General features: G+C 56.1%; 12 protein-coding genes. 8 read left to right on the forward strand and 4 right to left on the reverse strand.

What is annotated here, in order from left to right; all coding sequences use genetic code 11:
* Positions 1-288 precede the first annotated feature (288 nt).
* Together IEW09_RS05040 and IEW09_RS05045 are read left to right on the forward strand one after the other, a co-directional pair.
* Positions 289-4,251 (forward strand): Ig-like domain-containing protein, encoded by a 3,963-nt coding sequence (locus IEW09_RS05040; RefSeq protein ID WP_188553010.1) that lies wholly within the window; start codon positions 289-291, stop codon positions 4,249-4,251.
* Between the two features lie 194 nt (positions 4,252-4,445).
* On the forward strand, positions 4,446-5,027 hold the full coding sequence (locus tag IEW09_RS05045; protein ID WP_188553011.1) for a hypothetical protein: 582 nt from the start codon (positions 4,446-4,448) through the stop codon (positions 5,025-5,027).
* Between the two features lie 48 nt (positions 5,028-5,075).
* Here the strand turns inward: IEW09_RS05045 and IEW09_RS05050 are convergent, their stop codons facing one another.
* The 3 genes from IEW09_RS05050 to xrtA all read right to left on the reverse strand — a co-directional run bounded on the left by IEW09_RS05050 (position 5,076) and on the right by xrtA (position 9,098).
* Entirely contained in the window at positions 5,076-7,373 is a 2,298-nt protein-coding gene (locus IEW09_RS05050) for a tetratricopeptide repeat protein (protein ID WP_188553012.1), read from the reverse strand.
* A gap of 118 nt (positions 7,374-7,491) precedes the next feature.
* On the reverse strand, positions 7,492-8,169 hold the full coding sequence (locus IEW09_RS05055) for an exosortase C-terminal domain/associated protein EpsI (protein ID WP_188553013.1): 678 nt from the start codon (positions 8,167-8,169) through the stop codon (positions 7,492-7,494).
* Positions 8,166-9,098: an exosortase A gene (gene xrtA / locus IEW09_RS05060; protein ID WP_188553014.1), complete on the reverse strand. Its 933-nt coding sequence runs from the start codon at positions 9,096-9,098 to the stop codon at positions 8,166-8,168. Before xrtA ends, IEW09_RS05055 begins: the two co-directional genes overlap by 4 nt.
* A gap of 556 nt (positions 9,099-9,654) precedes the next feature.
* Between xrtA and IEW09_RS05065 the strand changes: the two genes are divergently transcribed.
* From IEW09_RS05065 to IEW09_RS05090, 6 genes are all read left to right on the forward strand, one after another.
* Positions 9,655-10,287, forward strand: coding sequence for a polysaccharide biosynthesis/export family protein (locus IEW09_RS05065; RefSeq protein WP_188553015.1), 633 nt, complete (start codon positions 9,655-9,657; stop codon positions 10,285-10,287).
* Positions 10,284-11,600 (forward strand): hypothetical protein, encoded by a 1,317-nt coding sequence (locus tag IEW09_RS05070; RefSeq protein ID WP_188553016.1) that lies wholly within the window; start codon positions 10,284-10,286, stop codon positions 11,598-11,600. The genes IEW09_RS05065 and IEW09_RS05070 overlap by 4 nt, the downstream gene beginning before the upstream one ends.
* Before the next feature lie 9 nt (positions 11,601-11,609).
* The gene (locus IEW09_RS05075; protein ID WP_188553017.1) at positions 11,610-13,136 is read left to right on the forward strand and encodes a GumC family protein; all 1,527 of its coding nucleotides are present in this window, start codon (positions 11,610-11,612) and stop codon (positions 13,134-13,136) included.
* A 2-nt stretch (positions 13,137-13,138) separates the two neighbouring features.
* The gene (locus tag IEW09_RS05080; protein WP_188553018.1) at positions 13,139-14,074 is read left to right on the forward strand and encodes an ExeA family protein; all 936 of its coding nucleotides are present in this window, start codon (positions 13,139-13,141) and stop codon (positions 14,072-14,074) included.
* Positions 14,071-15,042, forward strand: coding sequence for a CpsD/CapB family tyrosine-protein kinase (locus tag IEW09_RS05085; RefSeq protein ID WP_188553019.1), 972 nt, complete (start codon positions 14,071-14,073; stop codon positions 15,040-15,042). Before IEW09_RS05080 ends, IEW09_RS05085 begins: the two co-directional genes overlap by 4 nt.
* Positions 15,043-15,358: 316 nt before the next feature.
* Positions 15,359-16,735 (forward strand): TIGR03013 family XrtA/PEP-CTERM system glycosyltransferase, encoded by a 1,377-nt coding sequence (locus IEW09_RS05090; RefSeq protein ID WP_188553020.1) that lies wholly within the window; start codon positions 15,359-15,361, stop codon positions 16,733-16,735.
* Between the two features lie 72 nt (positions 16,736-16,807).
* Here the strand turns inward: IEW09_RS05090 and IEW09_RS05095 are convergent, their stop codons facing one another.
* A complete protein-coding gene (locus IEW09_RS05095; RefSeq protein WP_229739091.1) occupies positions 16,808-17,899 on the reverse strand; it encodes a sigma-54 interaction domain-containing protein in 1,092 nt (363 codons plus the stop codon).
* Positions 17,900-18,296 lie beyond the last annotated feature (397 nt).

Raw genomic sequence — 18,296 nt, forward strand, 5'->3', positions numbered from 1 at the left:
GGCCCTTACTACATTGGACAAGGATTCAATGGTCTCGGGCAATCGTGGCTGGCTTGCGCCTCGGACAACCTTGATTGCGTGCTTCCTAACCTTCCGGCAGGTACTGCGGGTAATCCAACCAGGTTTCTGGGAAAGAACGCAGGGAGTTGTCATACCGCTGGTCATACAGGAACTTTAAATCCGACACAATGGATAGGACTCAATGGCGACTTCTGGATGCTAAGTATTCAGAACACATCTTATGTTGATGTTGAATGCTTTGACTTCACACAGCCTGATCAATGCTCAATGGGCGGTACTGGTTTTCTTCCGGCCGATCAGGTGTGCTCGAACGGCGTCAATAACTATGTGAAACACGGTTTGATGCTGAGCTATCTGACTGGGCAGGGTCCTTCTAACTCAACCGTATCTGACCTTTCGATTCACGGACTTTCGAACGAGGCAGTCAGCGGCGGCAAAATGAATCAATCAGCCAGTGATGTGATGAACTTATCGGATATCTACATCTACGGTAATGGCGGAGCCGGATTCGATTCAGATGCAGGTAACTGCGGAAATTCGTGTGAGTCGGTAGGCACGGTGAATATCAATCATTGGATCGTTAACTGGAACGGTTGCGTTGAAGTGAAGCCCAACGGCGGCACGATCGGAGGCAATGGTTACACCGACTGTACGGACCAGTCTCATTCAGGATACGGCGATGGTTTCACCATGATTGCTGAAGGTAACAGCACCTGGAATGTCTCCGATATCTCCGTCAATTGGAATACGCAGGATGGGTTTGATGGCCTTCACATGGGAGACGATCCAACAACAAATCCGGTGGTCAATATTACTCGGCTGAGCGCGCAGGGTAATATGGGCCAACAACTGAAGACGGGCGGATCGATCAAGCTCACGAACAGTTGGTTCAACGGAAATTGCCGTCGACTTTCCACTCCATTTGCACCGAATCCGAATGGGTATAACGCTCAATTGGGAGACTTCTGCCGAGCAGGTCCAATCTCTATAGCTATTCAGCTTTTAGACGGCCGTTCTTCGACGATCGAGAATAATACGTCGGTTGGATACAGCCAGACTATGTGGGCTTTCTTATGTGTCGAAGGGCAGACATGCAGTACCGCAACCCAGGTTGTATTCCTCAATAATTTGAACTTTGGGATTAATGATCCGGACTCAGGAGATAACCCTGTTCCGGCCGGTATGTACTTCGGCGAGTCGCCGTTTGCGGTAACCGATCCGTTTGCGAATCAGGGAAGCTCGATCTCTCATAACCTCTGGTATGGTGTGCGGGGTGCAGCTCCGTTTGGAACATGTCCGCAGGATGTCACTTATGAGACGAATGCAGTGTGCGCGAACCCCAAACTTGTTGCGGAGACGGATTACGACAACATCAATCCGGCACTGACTGCAAGTAGTCCCGCAATCGGAGCAGGTATACCGATCACTGGGATGGCTACAGACTTTGCCGATGCATCACGTCCTGTTTCGAATCCTTCCATCGGTGCATTTGAGTATGGATCCGGAACCGGAGGCACCACTACTGCGCCAACCTCCCAGCCCGCGACAGTAACATTATCCGTACCGTCGAGCACTGTTACTGCGGGACAGCCGGTAACGCTTTCGGCCACGCTGGCTGTGAGCGGCAGTGTGGTGCCGACCGGAACGGTCTCGTTCATGAATGGATCGACATCGCTTGGTACGGCCACTTTGAGTAATTCCGGCACAGCCACCTTGTCACTTTCATCTCTTGCTGCCGGAAACTACACAGTGACCGCCGTATATTCCGGCGACTCACACTACGGTGCAGGAACGTCGAACGCCGTAGCCGTTACTGTGAGCGGTACCAGCAGCACTACACCTCCACCGGTAACAGGCACGCCGCCCCCTGTAACAGGCACACCGCCACCGGTGACAAGTACACCTCCACCCGTAACGAGCTCGCCACCTCCGGTGACGGGCTCGTCCCCGGGGACGGCAGCAATCACGATCAGCCAGCCGAACTACGGGTTCAATGTGATCCCGGGTTCGACTCGGCGGGTCTTTGCTACGGCAACCAATGCAACCTCAAGCCAAATTACCTGGTCTGTTAAATCAGGCTCGGCGCAGATCTCTTCGACGACTGGACCATGGGTTGATGTGACTGCACCGGCAACGGGGTCTTCGTGTTCTTACACGGGGACCAGCGCGCAGTATGGCGTAAGCTCGTCGACCCAATTCACCATAGAAGCGGCCTTGGCTGAGAGTGGTGCCAAGGTCGCGACTGCCACTTTTAATGTTTGCAATCCGACCGTTGAAGTCTCTGTTGTTCCGTTCTATCGCGCGCTCTATGCCAACCAGCCTGCCGATGTACAGAGCCTTGTACTTGGTGCCGTCAATCAGAATGTACATTGGGCAATTACATCGCAGCCCAAGGGAGGTGACGGAAAATTAACCGATTCCGCCTCTCGCGACACCCTCTTTGTTGGAACTGTTCCAGGACGTTATGAGCTTACCGCAACAAGCGTAGCGAACACAGGAAAGAGCGCGACCGCAATTCTCTATGTTACCGGCCACAAGATGCCGTATCGCGTTACACCAAATCTGACCGAGCCTGTTGATTGCTCGGTAGATCCATCCATGCAGGGTGCAGTCTACGAGGTGGGGCCATCGCAGACATTCAAGACTCTGGCGTCGGTGCCTTTCCCGACGATGCTTCCCGGGTCGACAGTTCGGTTACACAATGAAGATAAAACTGGGTTGAATCCAACCACCTATCACGAGTATGTCGAGATATCGCAGCCTGCTACGGCAGAGCAGCCCTTCCGCCTGTGCGGTGTGCCCGATGCTTCAGGCCACCTGCCAATTATCGACGGAACAAAGGCTACCGGGCGTCCTGATACAAGTACGGACATCGCAGGTTATGGCCTTCTGACTCTTCATAACTCCGATGCCTTTGCCTACTGGCCAAAGTTTATAGCTGCACAATACATCGTTGTTGAAGGAATTCAGTTCCGCGATGCAAACCCCGTAACCAGCTACACCGCTCCGACAGGTTCTTCTCATGCCTGGCAGAGCTCTGCGGCATGCATTCATATCAGCGAGGCGCAGAACGTAACATTTGTTGGAAACGACATCGGAAGCTGCGGCAACGGCGTTCTGAGCGACTTCAACAGCAACGCCGGCTGGGGAGCATCCGATGTGAATGTGCTTTGGGAGGGCAACAATATCCATAACAACGGAATTGCCGGCTCGAACCAGGATCATCAGATGTACCTACAATCGTGGAACAATATTGTGCAGTTCAATCGCATCGACAACTACACTAAGGGAGCTCTAGGCGCCAACATCAAGTCGCGCGGCCTGAACGACATCATCCGTTATAACTACCTCGGTGACGGCACACAGCGAGAGATGGATCTGGTCGATGTCAAGGATGCTCCAGCCTACATGTCTTTTACAGGATTTCTAAGTGGCGGAACTAACTCCTTCCACGCGCTGTATAGCAAGGACAGCTATCCTGCCGACCGCATTGCAGCCGAGCAGGAGGCTTGGAACTCGCACTTTGTCTACGGAAATATCTATCAGAACAGCACCTCCGCGGCACCAATTCACTTCTCGATGGATACTGCTGGCGGCGAGCTTGCACGAAAAGGTTCGCTCTACTGGTACAACAACACCTTCTACCAGAAAGCCTGCACGACATGTTCTTCTGTCTGGACCTTGTTCGATACCACGGGAGGAAACGGTACTTACTTTCCTCAGGCCCAGTTTCAGACCGTTCAAGCCTATAACAACGTTATATGGATGGACAGTGTCGCCAAGCCTTACTTCGAGTGGAATAACTACTCTGCATTTATTGGAGTTGGTGGCGGTAACCTTCTGACCTCGAATTGGGGAAGCGATCTTACGACGGGAGGCACTGGCACTGGCTGGAGCGTGGATTCGAGTGCCGTTGCTTACCAGGGAAGTCTGCCTCTGGATAACCACCTGACCGGCTTCGACAAGAACGACATCAAAACTTCCGGATCAATACCGTTTGACCGCACCTCATGGACCCTCGGCACCGCCATTACCGCTGTGCAGAGCGTTCCATCCGCGGTCTGCGAGATGCCGACGCGGTTTGCCTATCTCCCCAATCTGGGCTACGCCGTTCCTCGAACAGCGACCCCAAATGTGGGCGCAACCGATACCATCGCCGAAACCGCAGAGCTTATCAACCAGGCAGCCGGAAGCGGCAGATACAACACGCGCTACTCGAACTGCCACTAGACGCATCGAGCCGCATCTCCCATAAGCCCTGGAGCAGCCATGGAACTGGCTTGTATCCGGGGGCTTTTGGCTTAACGCCGGTGCGAACCGCTGCAATCAACTCTGCGACGAGCCTGCTTCTGCCATCACACCCGCGCTTCATGGCAATGTTTCGGTAGACTCATAAGGTACGTTTGCTTCGAGGGTACTTATTCATGAAATTTCGGTTTATTGCTTTCGTCGTCTGCCTGTCTCTGACGACCGTTGCGGCCCAGGCCCAGTTCGGCCTCTATCTCAACCCCCTTGCCACTCGAGTCAGTAACTCGCAGGCCGATACAGGCCCCTTTGCTTTCCTTGGAGCAAACACCACCTCCAGGATGTTCTACGGTGTGGATATGGGAGGCTACTACAACTTCTATAAGCAGGGTAAAAATGAGGTCGGCGTGGATGTCCGCGACTCCATCGTGCACGGCAACAATGCATCGCTGAACAGTTTCATGCTGGGGCTTCGGGTCGCGACCCAGCCTTTCAAGAACCCATTGAAGCCATATATCCAAGCCTCGGTCGGTCTCGGCACGACCCGTCCACCTACCAGCACCGTGCGCATCAATCGTGCTCAGTATGGAGTCTTCGGCGGAGCAGATTACCCACTCAACCGGCACGTAGATTTCCGTGTCGTCGAAGTAGGCTTCAACTCTCTTCAGACTGCCAGCAGCTCGACCATTGGTGGCACCGGAAGTATCCCAGCTTCCAGGCTGCTTAGCTTCAGCACCGGTTTTGTCTTTCGCTTCCGCTAGCCGTCTTCAGTAGTCTTCCTATCGCTTCGCGCCGTGGACCGGGCCTTATCAACCGATAAGGCCCAGTTCCTTTTCTGCGTCCTTCGCTGTCTGCGTATTTGGAGCCAGGGCAGCGGCCTTCTTCAGATGAAGCTCGGCGTTCGTCTTGTCAGAGAGCTTGCTGTAGATCATCCCCAGGTGATATTGGATCGATGCGCTGTCGGGGGAGGTCTTGACCGTATCTTCCAGCACATCGCGGGCTGAATCGTAGTTCCCCTTCTGGTAGTAGACCCACGCCAGCGTGTCGGCAGCATCGGGTGAATTAGGCATCTGGCGGCGTGCCGTCTGTGCCAGCGACAGGGCGACGTCCAGATTGCCGCCCGTCTCCGTCATCAGGTAGGCGAGGTTGTTCGAGGCGACTGCTTGATCAGGTTCGATCGACAGCGCTTTCTTGTACGAATCGGTAGCACCGCTGCGATCGCCCTGTGCCTCCTGCAACGAACCCAGCACGGTGAACGCCTGAGCATCGTTGGGATGGTCCTTCGTCCACTGCTGCCAAGTGGCAATCGCCTTCGGTGTATCGCCGACACCAACCTGCGCACGAGCATAGGCCATCACGGCAGACTGGTCCTTCGGATTGATCTGCATTGCCTTCTGCGCCGAGGCGAGCGATCCATTGGCATCTCCCGACTGCATCTGCAGCCCTGCCAGCAGGTCATACATCTCGCTGTTTTGCGGAGACTTGGCGATCTGTTCCTGTACCCGGCTCAGCGCCTTTGCGGGCTGCTTCTGATAGATGTAGGTGGAGGCCAGCAGGCTCAGGGCTCGTGCCGAGTTGGGGTTGTTCTGCAGCGACTGCTCCAGCAGGCTCTGTGCTTCAGGAACCTTCTTCTGGATCAGGCGAAGCTGGGCCAGCTCCAGATATGCTCCCGCGTTCTTCGGATCAAGCTTGATGGCCTGGTTGAAGTCAGCCTCAGCCTTGTCCCATAGCTTCTGGCTTCCCTCGGCCATACCGCGCCACAGGTAGGGAATCGCCGACTGCGGTGCAATGGCGATGCTCGCCTCGGCCACCTGTGCCAGCGTCGTATAGTCATGGAGCTGCAACGAAACCTGCGCCAGGCCGCTCTGCGCTTCCAGGCTCTTCGGATTGATGCGCGATGCATCGCGGAAGCTCTGCTGCGCTGTATTGGTGTCGCCCTTTGCAAGTGCCGCACGGCCCAGCCAGAGCTTGACCTGCAGGTTCTCCGGATTGGCCTTGGCCGCCTTCTGCAACACGCCGAACGCCTCGTCCGTCTTATTGTCGTTGAGGAGGAGCATGCTCTTTAGAACAGCTACCTCGGGAAGATTGCTGTCCGTCTTGTTCAGCTCGTCGGAGATCTCACGCACCTTCGGAATGTCGCCCTTGCGCAGCAGAATCTGCGCATAGACGAGCTTCAGCGGAGCGCTCTTCGGATGCTTCGATACCAGGTCGGCATACGCGGCATTTGCTTTGTCGAGTTGACCGGTGCGCAAGTAGTAGGAAGCCAGCAGATCGGCGCCCGTACCCGTATCGTTCAGGTCCTCGGTCGCCTGATGCAATGTCGCCTCTGCATTTCCCGTATCGTTCCGGCGGATATAGAAGTTGGCGAGGCTCGCGCGCGCGATGATGTTCTTCGGATCGGCGGCGATGGCATTCTTCAGCTCGGTCTCAGCTCCTGCCAGATCGTTCTTCTTTTCGAGCAGCGCCGCCAGCACCAGGTGCGCCGTCACATTCTTGCCGTCAAGCGAGACGGCCTTGCGAAGCTCGCCTTCAGCAGCAGTGCCGCTGGTCGGATCAGAGCTTTCGAGCAATCCGAGCGAGGCATGGAAGCCCGCACGGTTTGGATCGAGAGCAAGCGCCTGGTTGATCTGCTTGAGAGCCTCGGCCCGGTCGCCCTTCGTCGCCGCAATGCTTGAGAGCAGAGCGTAGGCATCGGCATTTTTGCTGTCGAGTGCGAGAACCGCATTGGCCTGGTCGGCGGCCTTGTCCGGCTGATGACCAGCGAGCAACAGATTGCCCAGGTCAATGCGTGCCTTCAGGTTGTTCGGCTGCAGATCGACGGTACGCATCAGCTCGGCATAGCCCTGCATCATCGCACCCTGCTTCAGGTAGACCTTCGACAGCTCATAGTGCGCGTCGCCGAAGTTGTGGTCCACCTTCAACGCATTCGAGAACTGGATTGCGGCTTCCTTTAGCTTGCCCTGGTCTTCATAGCGCTTTCCGCTGTCCAGATACCGATGCTTCAGCTTATTGGGGTCGCGTTTGCAGCCCATATTGAGGCTCAGTGTTACGGCCAGACCCAAAACCACGAAAACCCGATATCTTGCCGGAGTCAGTAATCTCTTCATTGCGCTTTCCTCGATCCTTGTTCAAAACAAACTTTATCTTGTAGTGCGTGCTATACCTGCCGTCGCATGGTATTGGACCCTTGTTTATACCCTGAGCAATTCTTGTTCCATATCGTCTCTAGTTTGGGATGAATCGGGGCAGCATCGGTGCCATTAAGGCAGTAAAGCGAAGTGCGCGTTTCCGCGCCTCCGCAACCGTCTCTGTCGGCGCAATCTGTGTGATGACGCGTACCAGCGCTCCATCGGTGCGGTTCATGCGGATCGCGTCGGCGACCATGTAAGCCCTGGCGACATACTCATTGGGAATGCTTCTCCCATGCGCCTGGTACCAGTAAATGACAAACTGTCTCGTGTCCCCATTGCTGATCTGGTACTCGCCGACCCTATAGCTTTTACCGTTCACATCCTGCATCGTGATGTAGCGGCGGGAATCGAACGTCCAGCCCGCACCTGGCAGGCAGTTCTGCGGCGAGTGGATGGACTGGCCCGTACGCTGGGTGGGGAAGTAGCCGATAAACAGACCGATCGGAAGATTAGAACCAACCGGCGTTGAATCCTGGCCGATTTGGATGGGCAGCGAGCTGGTGTAGACCCGATTGAGAAAGTCACCCTTTCCCAATATGGCGAGAACATCGTCTGCGATGGGCAGGTCCTGGCCCGTCCATTGGCCGATCGTCTCCGGCATCTGGCTCAAAGGCTGGCTGAACGGTACGCGATCTTTATCCCCACGGCTGTGCAGGATAAGTGCGGTAACGAAGAGGAGAAGGACGACTGTCCAGAACTTCGGCGATTTCATGCTTTTTTCCCAGTCGTCGGTCGAATGAGCTGCATAGTCCGGTGCACCAGGTACAGGCAGCAGAGTGAGATGACGAACATCACCCAACCGGAAAACTCGTGAAAGAACCCAAGCGCCTTGTCCGGGTCCCAGTATTGAACGCACAAGCCTGTGCCGACGATGCGGACGACATTGGCGGCGACGGCAATGGGAATGCTGGCCAGCGCCAGAATCGTCCGGCGCGATGTAGTGCGCTCAAGGAAATAGCCGTAAAAGACTGCCAGCGCAAACAGGCTCATCAACGAACGGATGCCGCTGCACGCCTCGGCTACTTCCAGCTTCATCACCGGCAACTGAATGACGTTGCCCTCTTGCAGCACCGGAACACCCAGCATCGGCAGAATGTTGCTCGCAATGTGCGACGCCATAAGCTGCAGCGGAAAGGTAATGTGATTGAAGATAATGGCGGGAATCGGAATGGCGAGGATCAGTACCAAAAGGGGAAACCGCAACTCGCGCAGCATCCGGCTGCCGAAGAACGTCCATATCAGTCCTGCCATCAGGAAAAGGAAGGACATGCGGGTGGTAAACAGCTCTACCCCATAGACGCCGAGAATCAGCAGGATAATCCCGAGTACGATCAGCGAGAACCCGCGCCATGTCGGCTCTACCGGAATGGTACTTAGCTTTGCCCTCTTGTCCCATATCAGGTACCCGGCAAACAGCGGCACCAGGAAACCGTGCGAGTAGTCGGGAATGGTGTACCAGTCGTAAACCAGTTTGGCGGCAATATGGTAGTAGATTGCGACCAGAAGTGCGGCGATGATGGCATAAGGTAGCCAGCCGTATTTCTGTGTCCCGTTCGCGGCGTTCGAGCCGCTTGGCTCGCGGCCTTGCCGGTCCGCGATCAGCTCAGGAGGGTAGGACTCGGCTTGAGTGCTGCCTGTCATTCGTAAGACGTTATACTTCACATATCCCCTGTATGCAATTTGCATGCCGCAGTCATGCGACCGGTTTACCGTCGAAAGGACTCCGATAACCGTCAAAGTGGAAGACGGTCGGACAAATGATAGGAAAAACATTTCCTACAAGTGCTGTCGATTTGCACACCAATGCAGTCGTATTGGTGCCTCGGCGCTCCTTCTCGGAACTATAGACCATAAGCAAATGAGATGGCATGACAACTATCGGCAGAACTGGCAAAAAATTGCAGCTGTTTAATAAAACCTGATAAAACCCTGCCCCGTTCTCCGGTTTGGCATTCCTCGTGCTTGAAAACCGGGTACTAAGCAAAGGATTCCTATGATTGCAGGGTTTACAAAACGAAATCGAGGGTGCATCGATCGGGAGGGTAACCCAACTCGTCTGGTAGTTGATTTAACTCCTCTGGCGCAGAGTTCCCTATTGGGACATGATTGGATGTTCAGGACAAAAAAGCTGCACCAGCAAGCAGATGAGGCAAAATGGGAGAAGCCGGTTAACGGCTCGAATAGGGGGAGTTACCTGATGAAGTGGTCTCTTGTTTTGCTCATGGCAATGTCGTCTGCGATGCCTGCTGTTGCGGTAGCCCAGCAAGCGCAATCTCCAGCCGCAGCCACTGCGCAGAATACCGTGTCGGATGCAACGCAGAAGCCATCGACAACGGACTCCAGCGATATTGCCCACTATATTATCGGGCCCGAAGACTCCCTTCAGATCACGGTCTGGAAGGAGCCCACGCTCTCCGGCACAGTTCCCGTGCGCCCCGACGGCAGAATCTCGCTGGTTCTTCTGGGCGACCTGCAGGCTGCTGGCATGACCCCCATGCAACTCGCTGCCGATATCACTCAGCGGCTTAAGAAATACGTTCAGGACCCCATCGTTTCGGTCGTCGTTCTTGCCGTCAACAGCCAGAGGGTCTTCATGATCGGCGAGGTGGGACATGTCGGAGCCATCTCGATGACCGCGGGCATGACCCCCTTGCAGGCCATCGCCGCAGCCGGCGGTCTGTCGCCATTTGCTCACTCCAAACACATCTATATTCTGCGTGGCACCGGAGCTACCCAGAAGAAGATCCCCTACGACTATAAAAAGGCGCTGAAAGGCGACGATAAACAGGGCGTTTCGCTTCAACCTGGCGACACGATTGTGGTCCCATGAGCCGTTCTCTCAAGATTTGTGTTGCTAGCCTGGCGCTCGTTGCTGCCACGGCCTCGGTCGCCTTTGCCCAGGCGGCCCCGGCCAGCACCATGTCGCCGAGTGTCGGTCCGGGGCTTCCCTCGGTCGACGGTATCTTCCACTATTCTCTGAGCGCCTCAGAGCAGTTTCAGTTCGGCGATCTCAATACGGGCGTAGGGTATTCAACCGCCCTGTCCGGTTCGGCTTCCTATAATTCGAGAAGCGTCGCCCATCCGTTCGGGATGCTCTACGCAGGCGGTCTTCTATTAGGAAATCTCTACAAAAATAGTCTGACGCCTTACCAGAACTTCGCCATCTCGCAGGGGCTAGTGAAGGGAGCATGGAACTTTGGCGTGTCCGATTCTGTGAGCTATCTGCCCGAGTCCCCGACCACCGGCCTCTCCGGAATTCCCGGTGTCGGCGATCTCGGCTCGCAACCGACTTCTGGCCCCTCAAGCGGCCCTGCCGGTGGAATTCTGACTGCTAATGCTACGAACGTCAGCAATGCCCTGACCGGCGATGTCGAACGCCGCCTCAGCGGCCGCACCTCGGTAAGCGGAAGCGCCACATGGTCGATCCTCCGCTTTCCCAACAGCAATGGCCTCGACAACTCGCAGGTTATGGGTGAGGTTGGGCTGAATCACCGTCTCGACGTGCGCGACACGATCAGTGGCAATGTAAGCTACTCCACCCTGAGCTACGGTTCAGGAATCAATCTGTCGATCCAGACGCGTGGCATCAACGGCGTATTCCAGCGCGTTCTAAGCCGCAGTCTCTCGATGAGCGCCTCCGCAGGCCCCTTGTGGATTAGCAGCTCCAACAGCGCTGTGGTGCCTTCGAACCTTACCGTGGCTACCGATCTCAGTCTCAACTATTCCCGTCGCGAGGTAACAGGCGGCCTCAATTACACCCGTGGCGTCCAGGGCGGCTCAGGCGTTCAGGCTGGCACTCTGGCCGATAGTGTCTCGGCTTCGATCGGCCGGACTTATGGACGCGATTGGATGACTTCGGTCAGCGCAAACTATACTCATTCCTCAGGTCTGGTGCAGACTGGAGCTGCTGCCGGCACCAATCTTAACTTTCTCTACTTTGGTGGAACCTCCAATATGACCTACGGTGGTGCCCAGGTATCGCGCAGATTGTCGGATTCTCTCTCTGCATTCGCCAGCTATAACGTTCAACATCAATCCATTGACAGCTCGCTGGCTTTACAGAATGCCTTCAGCGGTCTTACGCAGACGTTTGGCGTCGGGATTACCTTCTCTCCCCGCTCCACCCGCCTCGGTCAGTTTTAAGGAGTTATCATGCTTGGCCATCGCGCACTCAGTCTGGAAGACTATACCGCCATCCTCAAGCGCAGGTGGTGGATCATCGTCATCCCGGCGCTTATCCTCCCCATCTTTACCTACGGGATCAGCCATCTCGTCCAGCCCCGCTACGTCTCGCAGACGCTCGTCCTGGTTGAGCAGCAGAAGGTTCCCGACAGCTACGTCAAGCCGGTCGTTACCGAAGATCTCAGCGCCCGCCTCGCCTCGATGAAGGAGCAGATCCTCAGTCGCTCCCGCATCCAACCCATCATCGAGCGCTTCAACCTGTACGGCACCAGCAAGATGTCGATGGACGACCGCATCGATGCCGTCCGCAAGAACATCGATATCAAGCCGATCCAATCGGCGGGTTCGTCGGGGATGCCAGGTTTTTATATCTCCTATCAGGCGAGTGATGCCCGTACGGCCCAGCTCGTCTGCGGCGAGATCACCTCGCTCTTCGTCAGCGAAAATCTCAGCGATCGTACTGCTTCCGCCGAGGGCACCACCGCCTTCCTCCAGGCTCAGCTCGCTGACGCCAAGAGCAAACTCGACGACCAGGATTCCAAGCTGGCGCGCTTTCAGGAGCAGTACGCCGGCAGACTTCCGGGTGAAGAGGCGACCAACATGAATATGTTGACCACCCTCAACACCCAGTTGGATGCGGCCACCCAGGCGCTCGCGCGTCTGGAGCAGGACAAGAGCTACGAGGAGGCGATGCTGGCACAGCAGACCGCAGCTCAAAGCTCAAGCGTTAGCGGTGCTGTAGCCCCGCAGGCGCAGCAGACTGAACTGGATTCGCTTCTCAGCCAGGAAGCCGACCTGACGGCCCGCTACACCGACGACTATCCCGATGTGGTTACGGTTCGACGCAAGATCAAGGAGCTTCGCGCCCAGATGGCCAAAGCTCCCGAGCCTGCGAAGCCGTCGTCGATCTCCACTCCCAGCACCCACGATTCTCTGAGCGTGCAACAGCTTCGTGCTCAACTTCGCGCCGTCGAGCAGGGAATTATTCAGAAGAAGCGCGATCAGGCCCAGATTCAGAGCCAGATTCGTGCCTATCAAGGACGTATCGAGTCCACTCCGGCGGTGCAGGAGCAGTTCAAGAACATTACCCGCGACCATGCCACTGCTCAACAGTTCTATGATGATCTCCTCAATAAGATGAACCTTGCCAAGATGGGAACAGATCTCGAGAAGCGGCAGCAGGGCGAGAACTTCAAGGTCATGGATGAGCCCAACCTTCCTGAAGCTCCGACCTTCCCCAACCGGCTGGTCTTCGTACTGGGCGGCTTTATCGGCGGGCTTGTGCTCGGTCTTGCGATTGTGGGCCTCATCGAGTATCGTGACACCGCAGTTCGTAGTGAGCGGGATATCTGGGCATTCACCAAGCTGCCGACGCTGGCTGTCATCGGCTTCACCGGCGAGGAGGAGCAACCTGTGCCGTCCAAACGCAGATGGCCGTTCCGCCGTCAGCCAGAGCTTGCAGCGGACTCGAAGCCGCTCGTGAACACAGGTAGCTGATTATGTATAAGAGCTTCTACAAGCTGCAAAGCAATCCTTTCGGCACCAGTCCCGACCCGCGCTTCCTCTACATGATGCCGCATACCCGGGAGGCGCTTGCCTGCCTGGAGTATGGTATCTCCGCGCGCAAGGGCTTCACCGTACTCACTGGCGAGGTTGGTACCGGAAAGACCACGCTGCTGCGACGGGCCCTCAGCTCTTTCAGCGGACGCCGTGTGTCCACCTCGTTCGTCTTCAATCCGCGCCTCGAGACGCTGGACTTCCTCGAGTTCGTGCTCACCGACTTCGGTATCACCCCGGCGACCCGTACCAAGTCCGGAATGCTGCTCCAGCTTAATCGCTGGCTCATCGAACGCTTCCGCATGGAAGAGACCTGCGTTGTCGTCGTCGATGAGGCGCAGAACCTCTCCTGGGAGTTGCTCGAAGAGATTCGGCTGCTCACCAACCTTGAAACCTCGTCGGAGAAGCTGCTCCAGATCGTCCTCTCCGGCCAGCCCGAGCTTGAAGAGAAGCTCCGCCACCCCAGCGTTCGCCAGCTTCGTCAGCGAGTCTCCTTGTGGTGCCGCACCCAGTCGCTCAGCGAGAGCCAGACTCACGCCTATGTAGCCGAGCGTCTGCGCATCGCCGGTGCGTCGTGGCCTATCTTCACGCAGGAGGCTCTGAGACTGATCCATCGCTTCAGCCGCGGGATTCCGCGCATTATCAACCTACTGTGCGAGCACTCGCTGATCGTAGGCTATGTTGAACAGGCCCGGGAGATCACCCCAGCCATTGTCGAAGGCGTAGCGATAGAGCTTGAGCTTGAAACGCAGCCATTTCTTATCTCCTCCGCGGCCATGGGCGGCGGGGGCATGTCGTCGCCGCTCACCGTCTCCGGCGACGCTCCCAACTTCAACACAGTTTTTAATGGTGAACCCACGGGAAGGCAAGATCGATGAGTCGCATTTACGAAGCACTCCAAAAAGCAGAGTCCGAGCGCTCCCAGGAAGATCGCACCCGCACGCCGCGCACTCCGGAGCAAGTGGCAAATCCGGCGCCTTCGGTCAACTTCGAGCCGCTCCCGCAGACTGCTGTCGTCGAAGCAGAGTATGAGTCAGCCATCCCCGCGCCTGCGCGTCCTCGCCCGGCTGCTCCGACTGCCGCAGCCGTCATGCAAGAGCCGCTCGACCTCAATAAGATCGAACGTCGCCCCTGGAGCCCGGTCTTTGCCCGGCTTCCGGCACTTTTGCATCGCGGCCCTGCCGTCGAGCAGTTTCGCAGCCTGCGCTCGCGTATCTTCGAGCTACGCGACCTCGGCCCGCTCAAGACGATCCTCATCAGCAGCGGTCTGCCCCAGGAGGGCAAGAGCTTCGTCTCCGTTAACCTGGCCTTCAGCCTCGCGCGTCACAAAAACAGCAAGGTTCTGCTGATCGACGGCGACATGCGCCGCTATACGATGCACCAAATTCTCGGTTGCGAATCGCAGCCCGGTTTGGCCGACTATCTAGCTGGGAAGGCCAGTCTCGTCGAAGTAATGCAGCGCCCACAGGAGATGCCGTCCACCGACTCCGTCAAGCAGCCCGCACTGCCCAACCTTACCTTTATCGCTGGGGGCAATGGCGGAGACAGGGCTGCGGACCTCTCCGGCAGTCCGCGCTTTGGCGATCTTATTCGCCAGGCATCTCCCTACTTCGACTGGATCATCGTCGACTCGTCGCCGGTTCTGCCGGTCTCGGACGCAGTCAATCTCGCTCGCTCTTGCGATGGCGTCCTGCTGGTCGCCCGTGGTGGAGTCACCAAGTTCCCCATTGCACAACGAGCGCAAAGTGAGCTGAAGGCCGCGAAGGTCCTCGGTTTTGTGCTCAACGCGGTGCATGAGGCTCCACAGGTCGGCAGCTACTATGGCTACGATTCCACTAACGAGTGAGTGACGGACTTGGGACAATACGGAAAAATGATGGAGATTGATATTCCGTCATCTCTATCTTGCCGTAAATTAAATGGAAATTGACGAATCGACTTCGTTTACGGCTGAGCCTTGGGATCTTCGTTGCGGGCCGTTACGGAAGCGCATGAAAAAAAGAGCTCTAACTGTTGGGGTATGCTCTCTTATGTTGTTGTTACTCGCCAAAGGTTGATCGTATTCGGATGATGGCAGCGTCCGATGCGCATCAGCTATGGAGAATATTGATGTCGTCGTCTATGGTTCCCGGTCTACAGCAGATTACTGGTAAGAGAGAGCAATGATTCGCCTATTCAACGTGTACTACCCGACGCGTACCATTGTTCTGCTGTTGTGCGAGGCGTTGATTATTGGTGGTTGCTTCCTGTTGGCGACTGCCCTGATCGCCGGGCCGGACACCTACCTCGTCCTCAACTTCGAATACGGTTGGGTCAAGATCGCTGCCCTCATCATTCTTACGCTTCTGATCTCCTACTATTTCGATCTCTACGAGCCACAGCGCATCTCCGAAAGCTGGGAGATCTATTTCCGACTCCTGCTCGTCCTCGGCTTTCTCTCTTTCCTTCTCTCCGGCATCATCTACCTTTTTCCTGCCGTCGACATTGCCCACTCTGCTCTTCTGCTCGGTCTTGTCTTTCTGACCATCGCGCTGGTGGTATGGCGCGGTATCTATGAGTGGCTCATCGGCAGGGATGCCTTTCGTGAAAGGGTCTACGTCCTCGGAGCGGGCGAACGCGCCCAGATGGTCGTCAATCTTCTGCGTAATCGCAAAGACGCCGGAATGGAAGTCGTTGGCTGCGACGGTTTTACTGACGACAAGGCAGAGAGGCAGCAGGTCTTCGGTGCTGCCTTGGCTGATATGGACGGCTCGAAGCATCACATCGACCGGGTAGTGGTCGCGCTCGAGGATCGTCGCGGCACTCTCCCGATGCGTGAGCTGCTCAAGCTGCGCTTCAACGGCGTCGTCATTGAAGAGGCCGGCGCGCTGCTGGAGCGGTTGACCGGCAAGCTCTACCTCGATGGCCTGCGTCCCAGCAACTTTATCTACAGTGAAGGCTTTCGCGTAAAGCCCTCACAGCAGATCGCCCGCCGTATCGTCTCTACCCTGACCGCGGCCATCGGTCTGCTTCTCTTTCTTCCGTTCTTTCCCTTCGTCGTTCTGCTGGTTCGCATGTCGTCGCCCGGCCCTATCTTTTTCCGACAGACGCGCGTCGGCATGGGCGGCCGCAACTTCTCCGTCTACAAATTCCGCACCATGCGCACCGACGCCGAAGCCGCAGGCGCCAAGTGGGCCACCAAGAACGATCCTCGTGTTACCCGCGTAGGCATGTTCATGCGCAAGACCCGGCTCGACGAGGTTCCCCAGCTCTGGAACGTTCTGCGCGGTGACATGGGCTTCGTAGGGCCCCGCCCCGAGCGGCCCGAGTTCGTGCCCTGGCTCTCCGAACAGATTCCTTACTTCGATCTCCGCCACATGATCCGCCCCGGTCTCACCGGCTGGGCGCAGGTCCGATATGGCTACGGAGCCACGCTGGCACAGAGTCGCGAAAAGTTGGAGTTTGATCTCTACTACATCAAGCACATGACGCTCGGCCTTGACCTGCTCATCATGTTCGAGACGGTCAAGACCATCATCCGCCGCCAGGGCGCTCAATAGATACTGAGATTGCCTGAAAGCTGGTAGACAACAAAACCCCGGCCAAAGCCGGGGGTTTTGAGTAGAAATACCTTAATAAATTCTGCTTCGAGACGAAAGCGCCGGCTTCAGCGTTCTCTCCGAGGTCTTCTTCACCAGCCCCGGAATCCGCAGCGGACGTGGTGGAACCTCCGGCATTCCCGCCTCGCTCAACTTGTAGAGCAGCGACCGATAGCTGATTTGCAACCACTTAGCTGTCTTTTGACGGTTCCAACTGTTCTCCTGCAAGACCTTCAGGATGATCTGCCGCTCCAGGTCTTGGGTCGCCTTCTTGGTAATGTTCTTGAGCGATATCGGTTCGCTCAGATCGATCTCCGTAGTGATTCCACTGCGCGGAGTCTCCGGCATCAGCTCTGCAACCAGGGCATCTTCGCTCCCGATCAGGACATAACTCCGAATAAGGTTCTCGAGCTGACGGATATTTCCCGGCCAGTGATAGTTCTGCATCAATCGCACGGCACTCTTGGAGAGCAATTCCGGTGCGTGGTGGAAAACTTTTGCATAGTGCTCGATAAAGTAGTCGATGAGAACAGGCAGATCGGCAATGCGTTGCCGCAGAGGCGGAAGGTTGATCGTTACTGCATTGATTCTAAAGAGAAAGTCGAGGCGGAATGTCCCATCTTCTACCTGATTGCGAAGATCGCAGTTGGCAGCCGAGACCAGCCGGGTTGTAATGGAGCGCGGATCATGTCCCCCAACCCGCGTAAACGTCCCATCCTGAAGAACTTGCAGGAGCTTGGCCTGAACGGCGAGATCAAGGCTTCCAACTTCGTCGAGGAACAGCGTTCCCATGTGTGCCTGTTCCACCCGGCCCTGTTTGGTCGACATGGCACCGGTAAAGGCGCCTTTTTCGTATCCGAACAGCTCGGTTTCAAGCAGTGAATGGGGAATCGCGGGACAACTTACCTTAACCAGAGAGCCACTGGCACGCTTGGAGAGAGCATGCAGCAGACGAACGCAAACCTCTTTGCCTGTACCACTTTCGCCCTGGATCAGGACAGGGACATCAGTCTCTGCGACCCGTTCCAATTTATTTCGGACGGCCTGCATGGCTGCAGTCCTCCCGAAGATGATGTCGAGTGGCGGCAGGTTCAGAGCAGCAACGGATTCAGCATGGTGAATCAAGAGTATTTTCCTATCGAAGTGCAGGAGTCACAGTGATGCAATACTTGTTATCTTGCACGTCAATAACCAATTGGCTCAAAGAGATGAAGCTGAGGTGATCTTTCTGTCGCAAACTGAGGCACTCGAGCAGTAGACCTCTCCGAATTGGCGATGTAATCCCATATTCATCAGCTTTTGGCAGGTTACAGTGAAAATGTTTACCAAAGTAATCTGCAAAAAAATGGCATATTCTTCTCTTCCGGACGATAAGTTGCATAGTAAGCTAGACCTGTTCGAGGAAGAGAAATGGAAAACCTTTATCTCTTTTGTCGGCAAAGTTGTTAACATTTTTTCTATCGTCATTGTTTCGTGACGATCTAAAATCTGCGCAGCAAGGTCGTCAGCACCTTTGACGAAT

The organism is Edaphobacter dinghuensis, assembly GCF_014640335.1.
In the GTDB taxonomy this organism is placed as follows: Bacteria; Acidobacteriota; Terriglobia; order Terriglobales; family Acidobacteriaceae; genus Edaphobacter; species Edaphobacter dinghuensis.

Coding starts and splice junctions, on each gene's coding strand:
- xrtA (WP_188553014.1), bottom strand. CDS start 9,098: ATGACAGGCAGCACTCAAGCCGAGTCCTACCCTCCTGAGCTGATCGCG.
- IEW09_RS05075 (WP_188553017.1), top strand. CDS start 11,610: ATGCTTGGCCATCGCGCACTCAGTCTGGAAGACTATACCGCCATCCTC.
- IEW09_RS05080 (WP_188553018.1), top strand. CDS start 13,139: ATGTATAAGAGCTTCTACAAGCTGCAAAGCAATCCTTTCGGCACCAGT.
- IEW09_RS05055 (WP_188553013.1), bottom strand. CDS start 8,169: ATGAAATCGCCGAAGTTCTGGACAGTCGTCCTTCTCCTCTTCGTTACC.
- IEW09_RS05040 (WP_188553010.1), top strand. CDS start 289: ATGGGCGGTACTGGTTTTCTTCCGGCCGATCAGGTGTGCTCGAACGGC.
- IEW09_RS05085 (WP_188553019.1), top strand. CDS start 14,071: ATGAGTCGCATTTACGAAGCACTCCAAAAAGCAGAGTCCGAGCGCTCC.
- IEW09_RS05050 (WP_188553012.1), bottom strand. CDS start 7,373: ATGAAGAGATTACTGACTCCGGCAAGATATCGGGTTTTCGTGGTTTTG.
- IEW09_RS05070 (WP_188553016.1), top strand. CDS start 10,284: ATGAGCCGTTCTCTCAAGATTTGTGTTGCTAGCCTGGCGCTCGTTGCT.
- IEW09_RS05045 (WP_188553011.1), top strand. CDS start 4,446: ATGAAATTTCGGTTTATTGCTTTCGTCGTCTGCCTGTCTCTGACGACC.
- IEW09_RS05065 (WP_188553015.1), top strand. CDS start 9,655: ATGAAGTGGTCTCTTGTTTTGCTCATGGCAATGTCGTCTGCGATGCCT.
- IEW09_RS05090 (WP_188553020.1), top strand. CDS start 15,359: ATGATTCGCCTATTCAACGTGTACTACCCGACGCGTACCATTGTTCTG.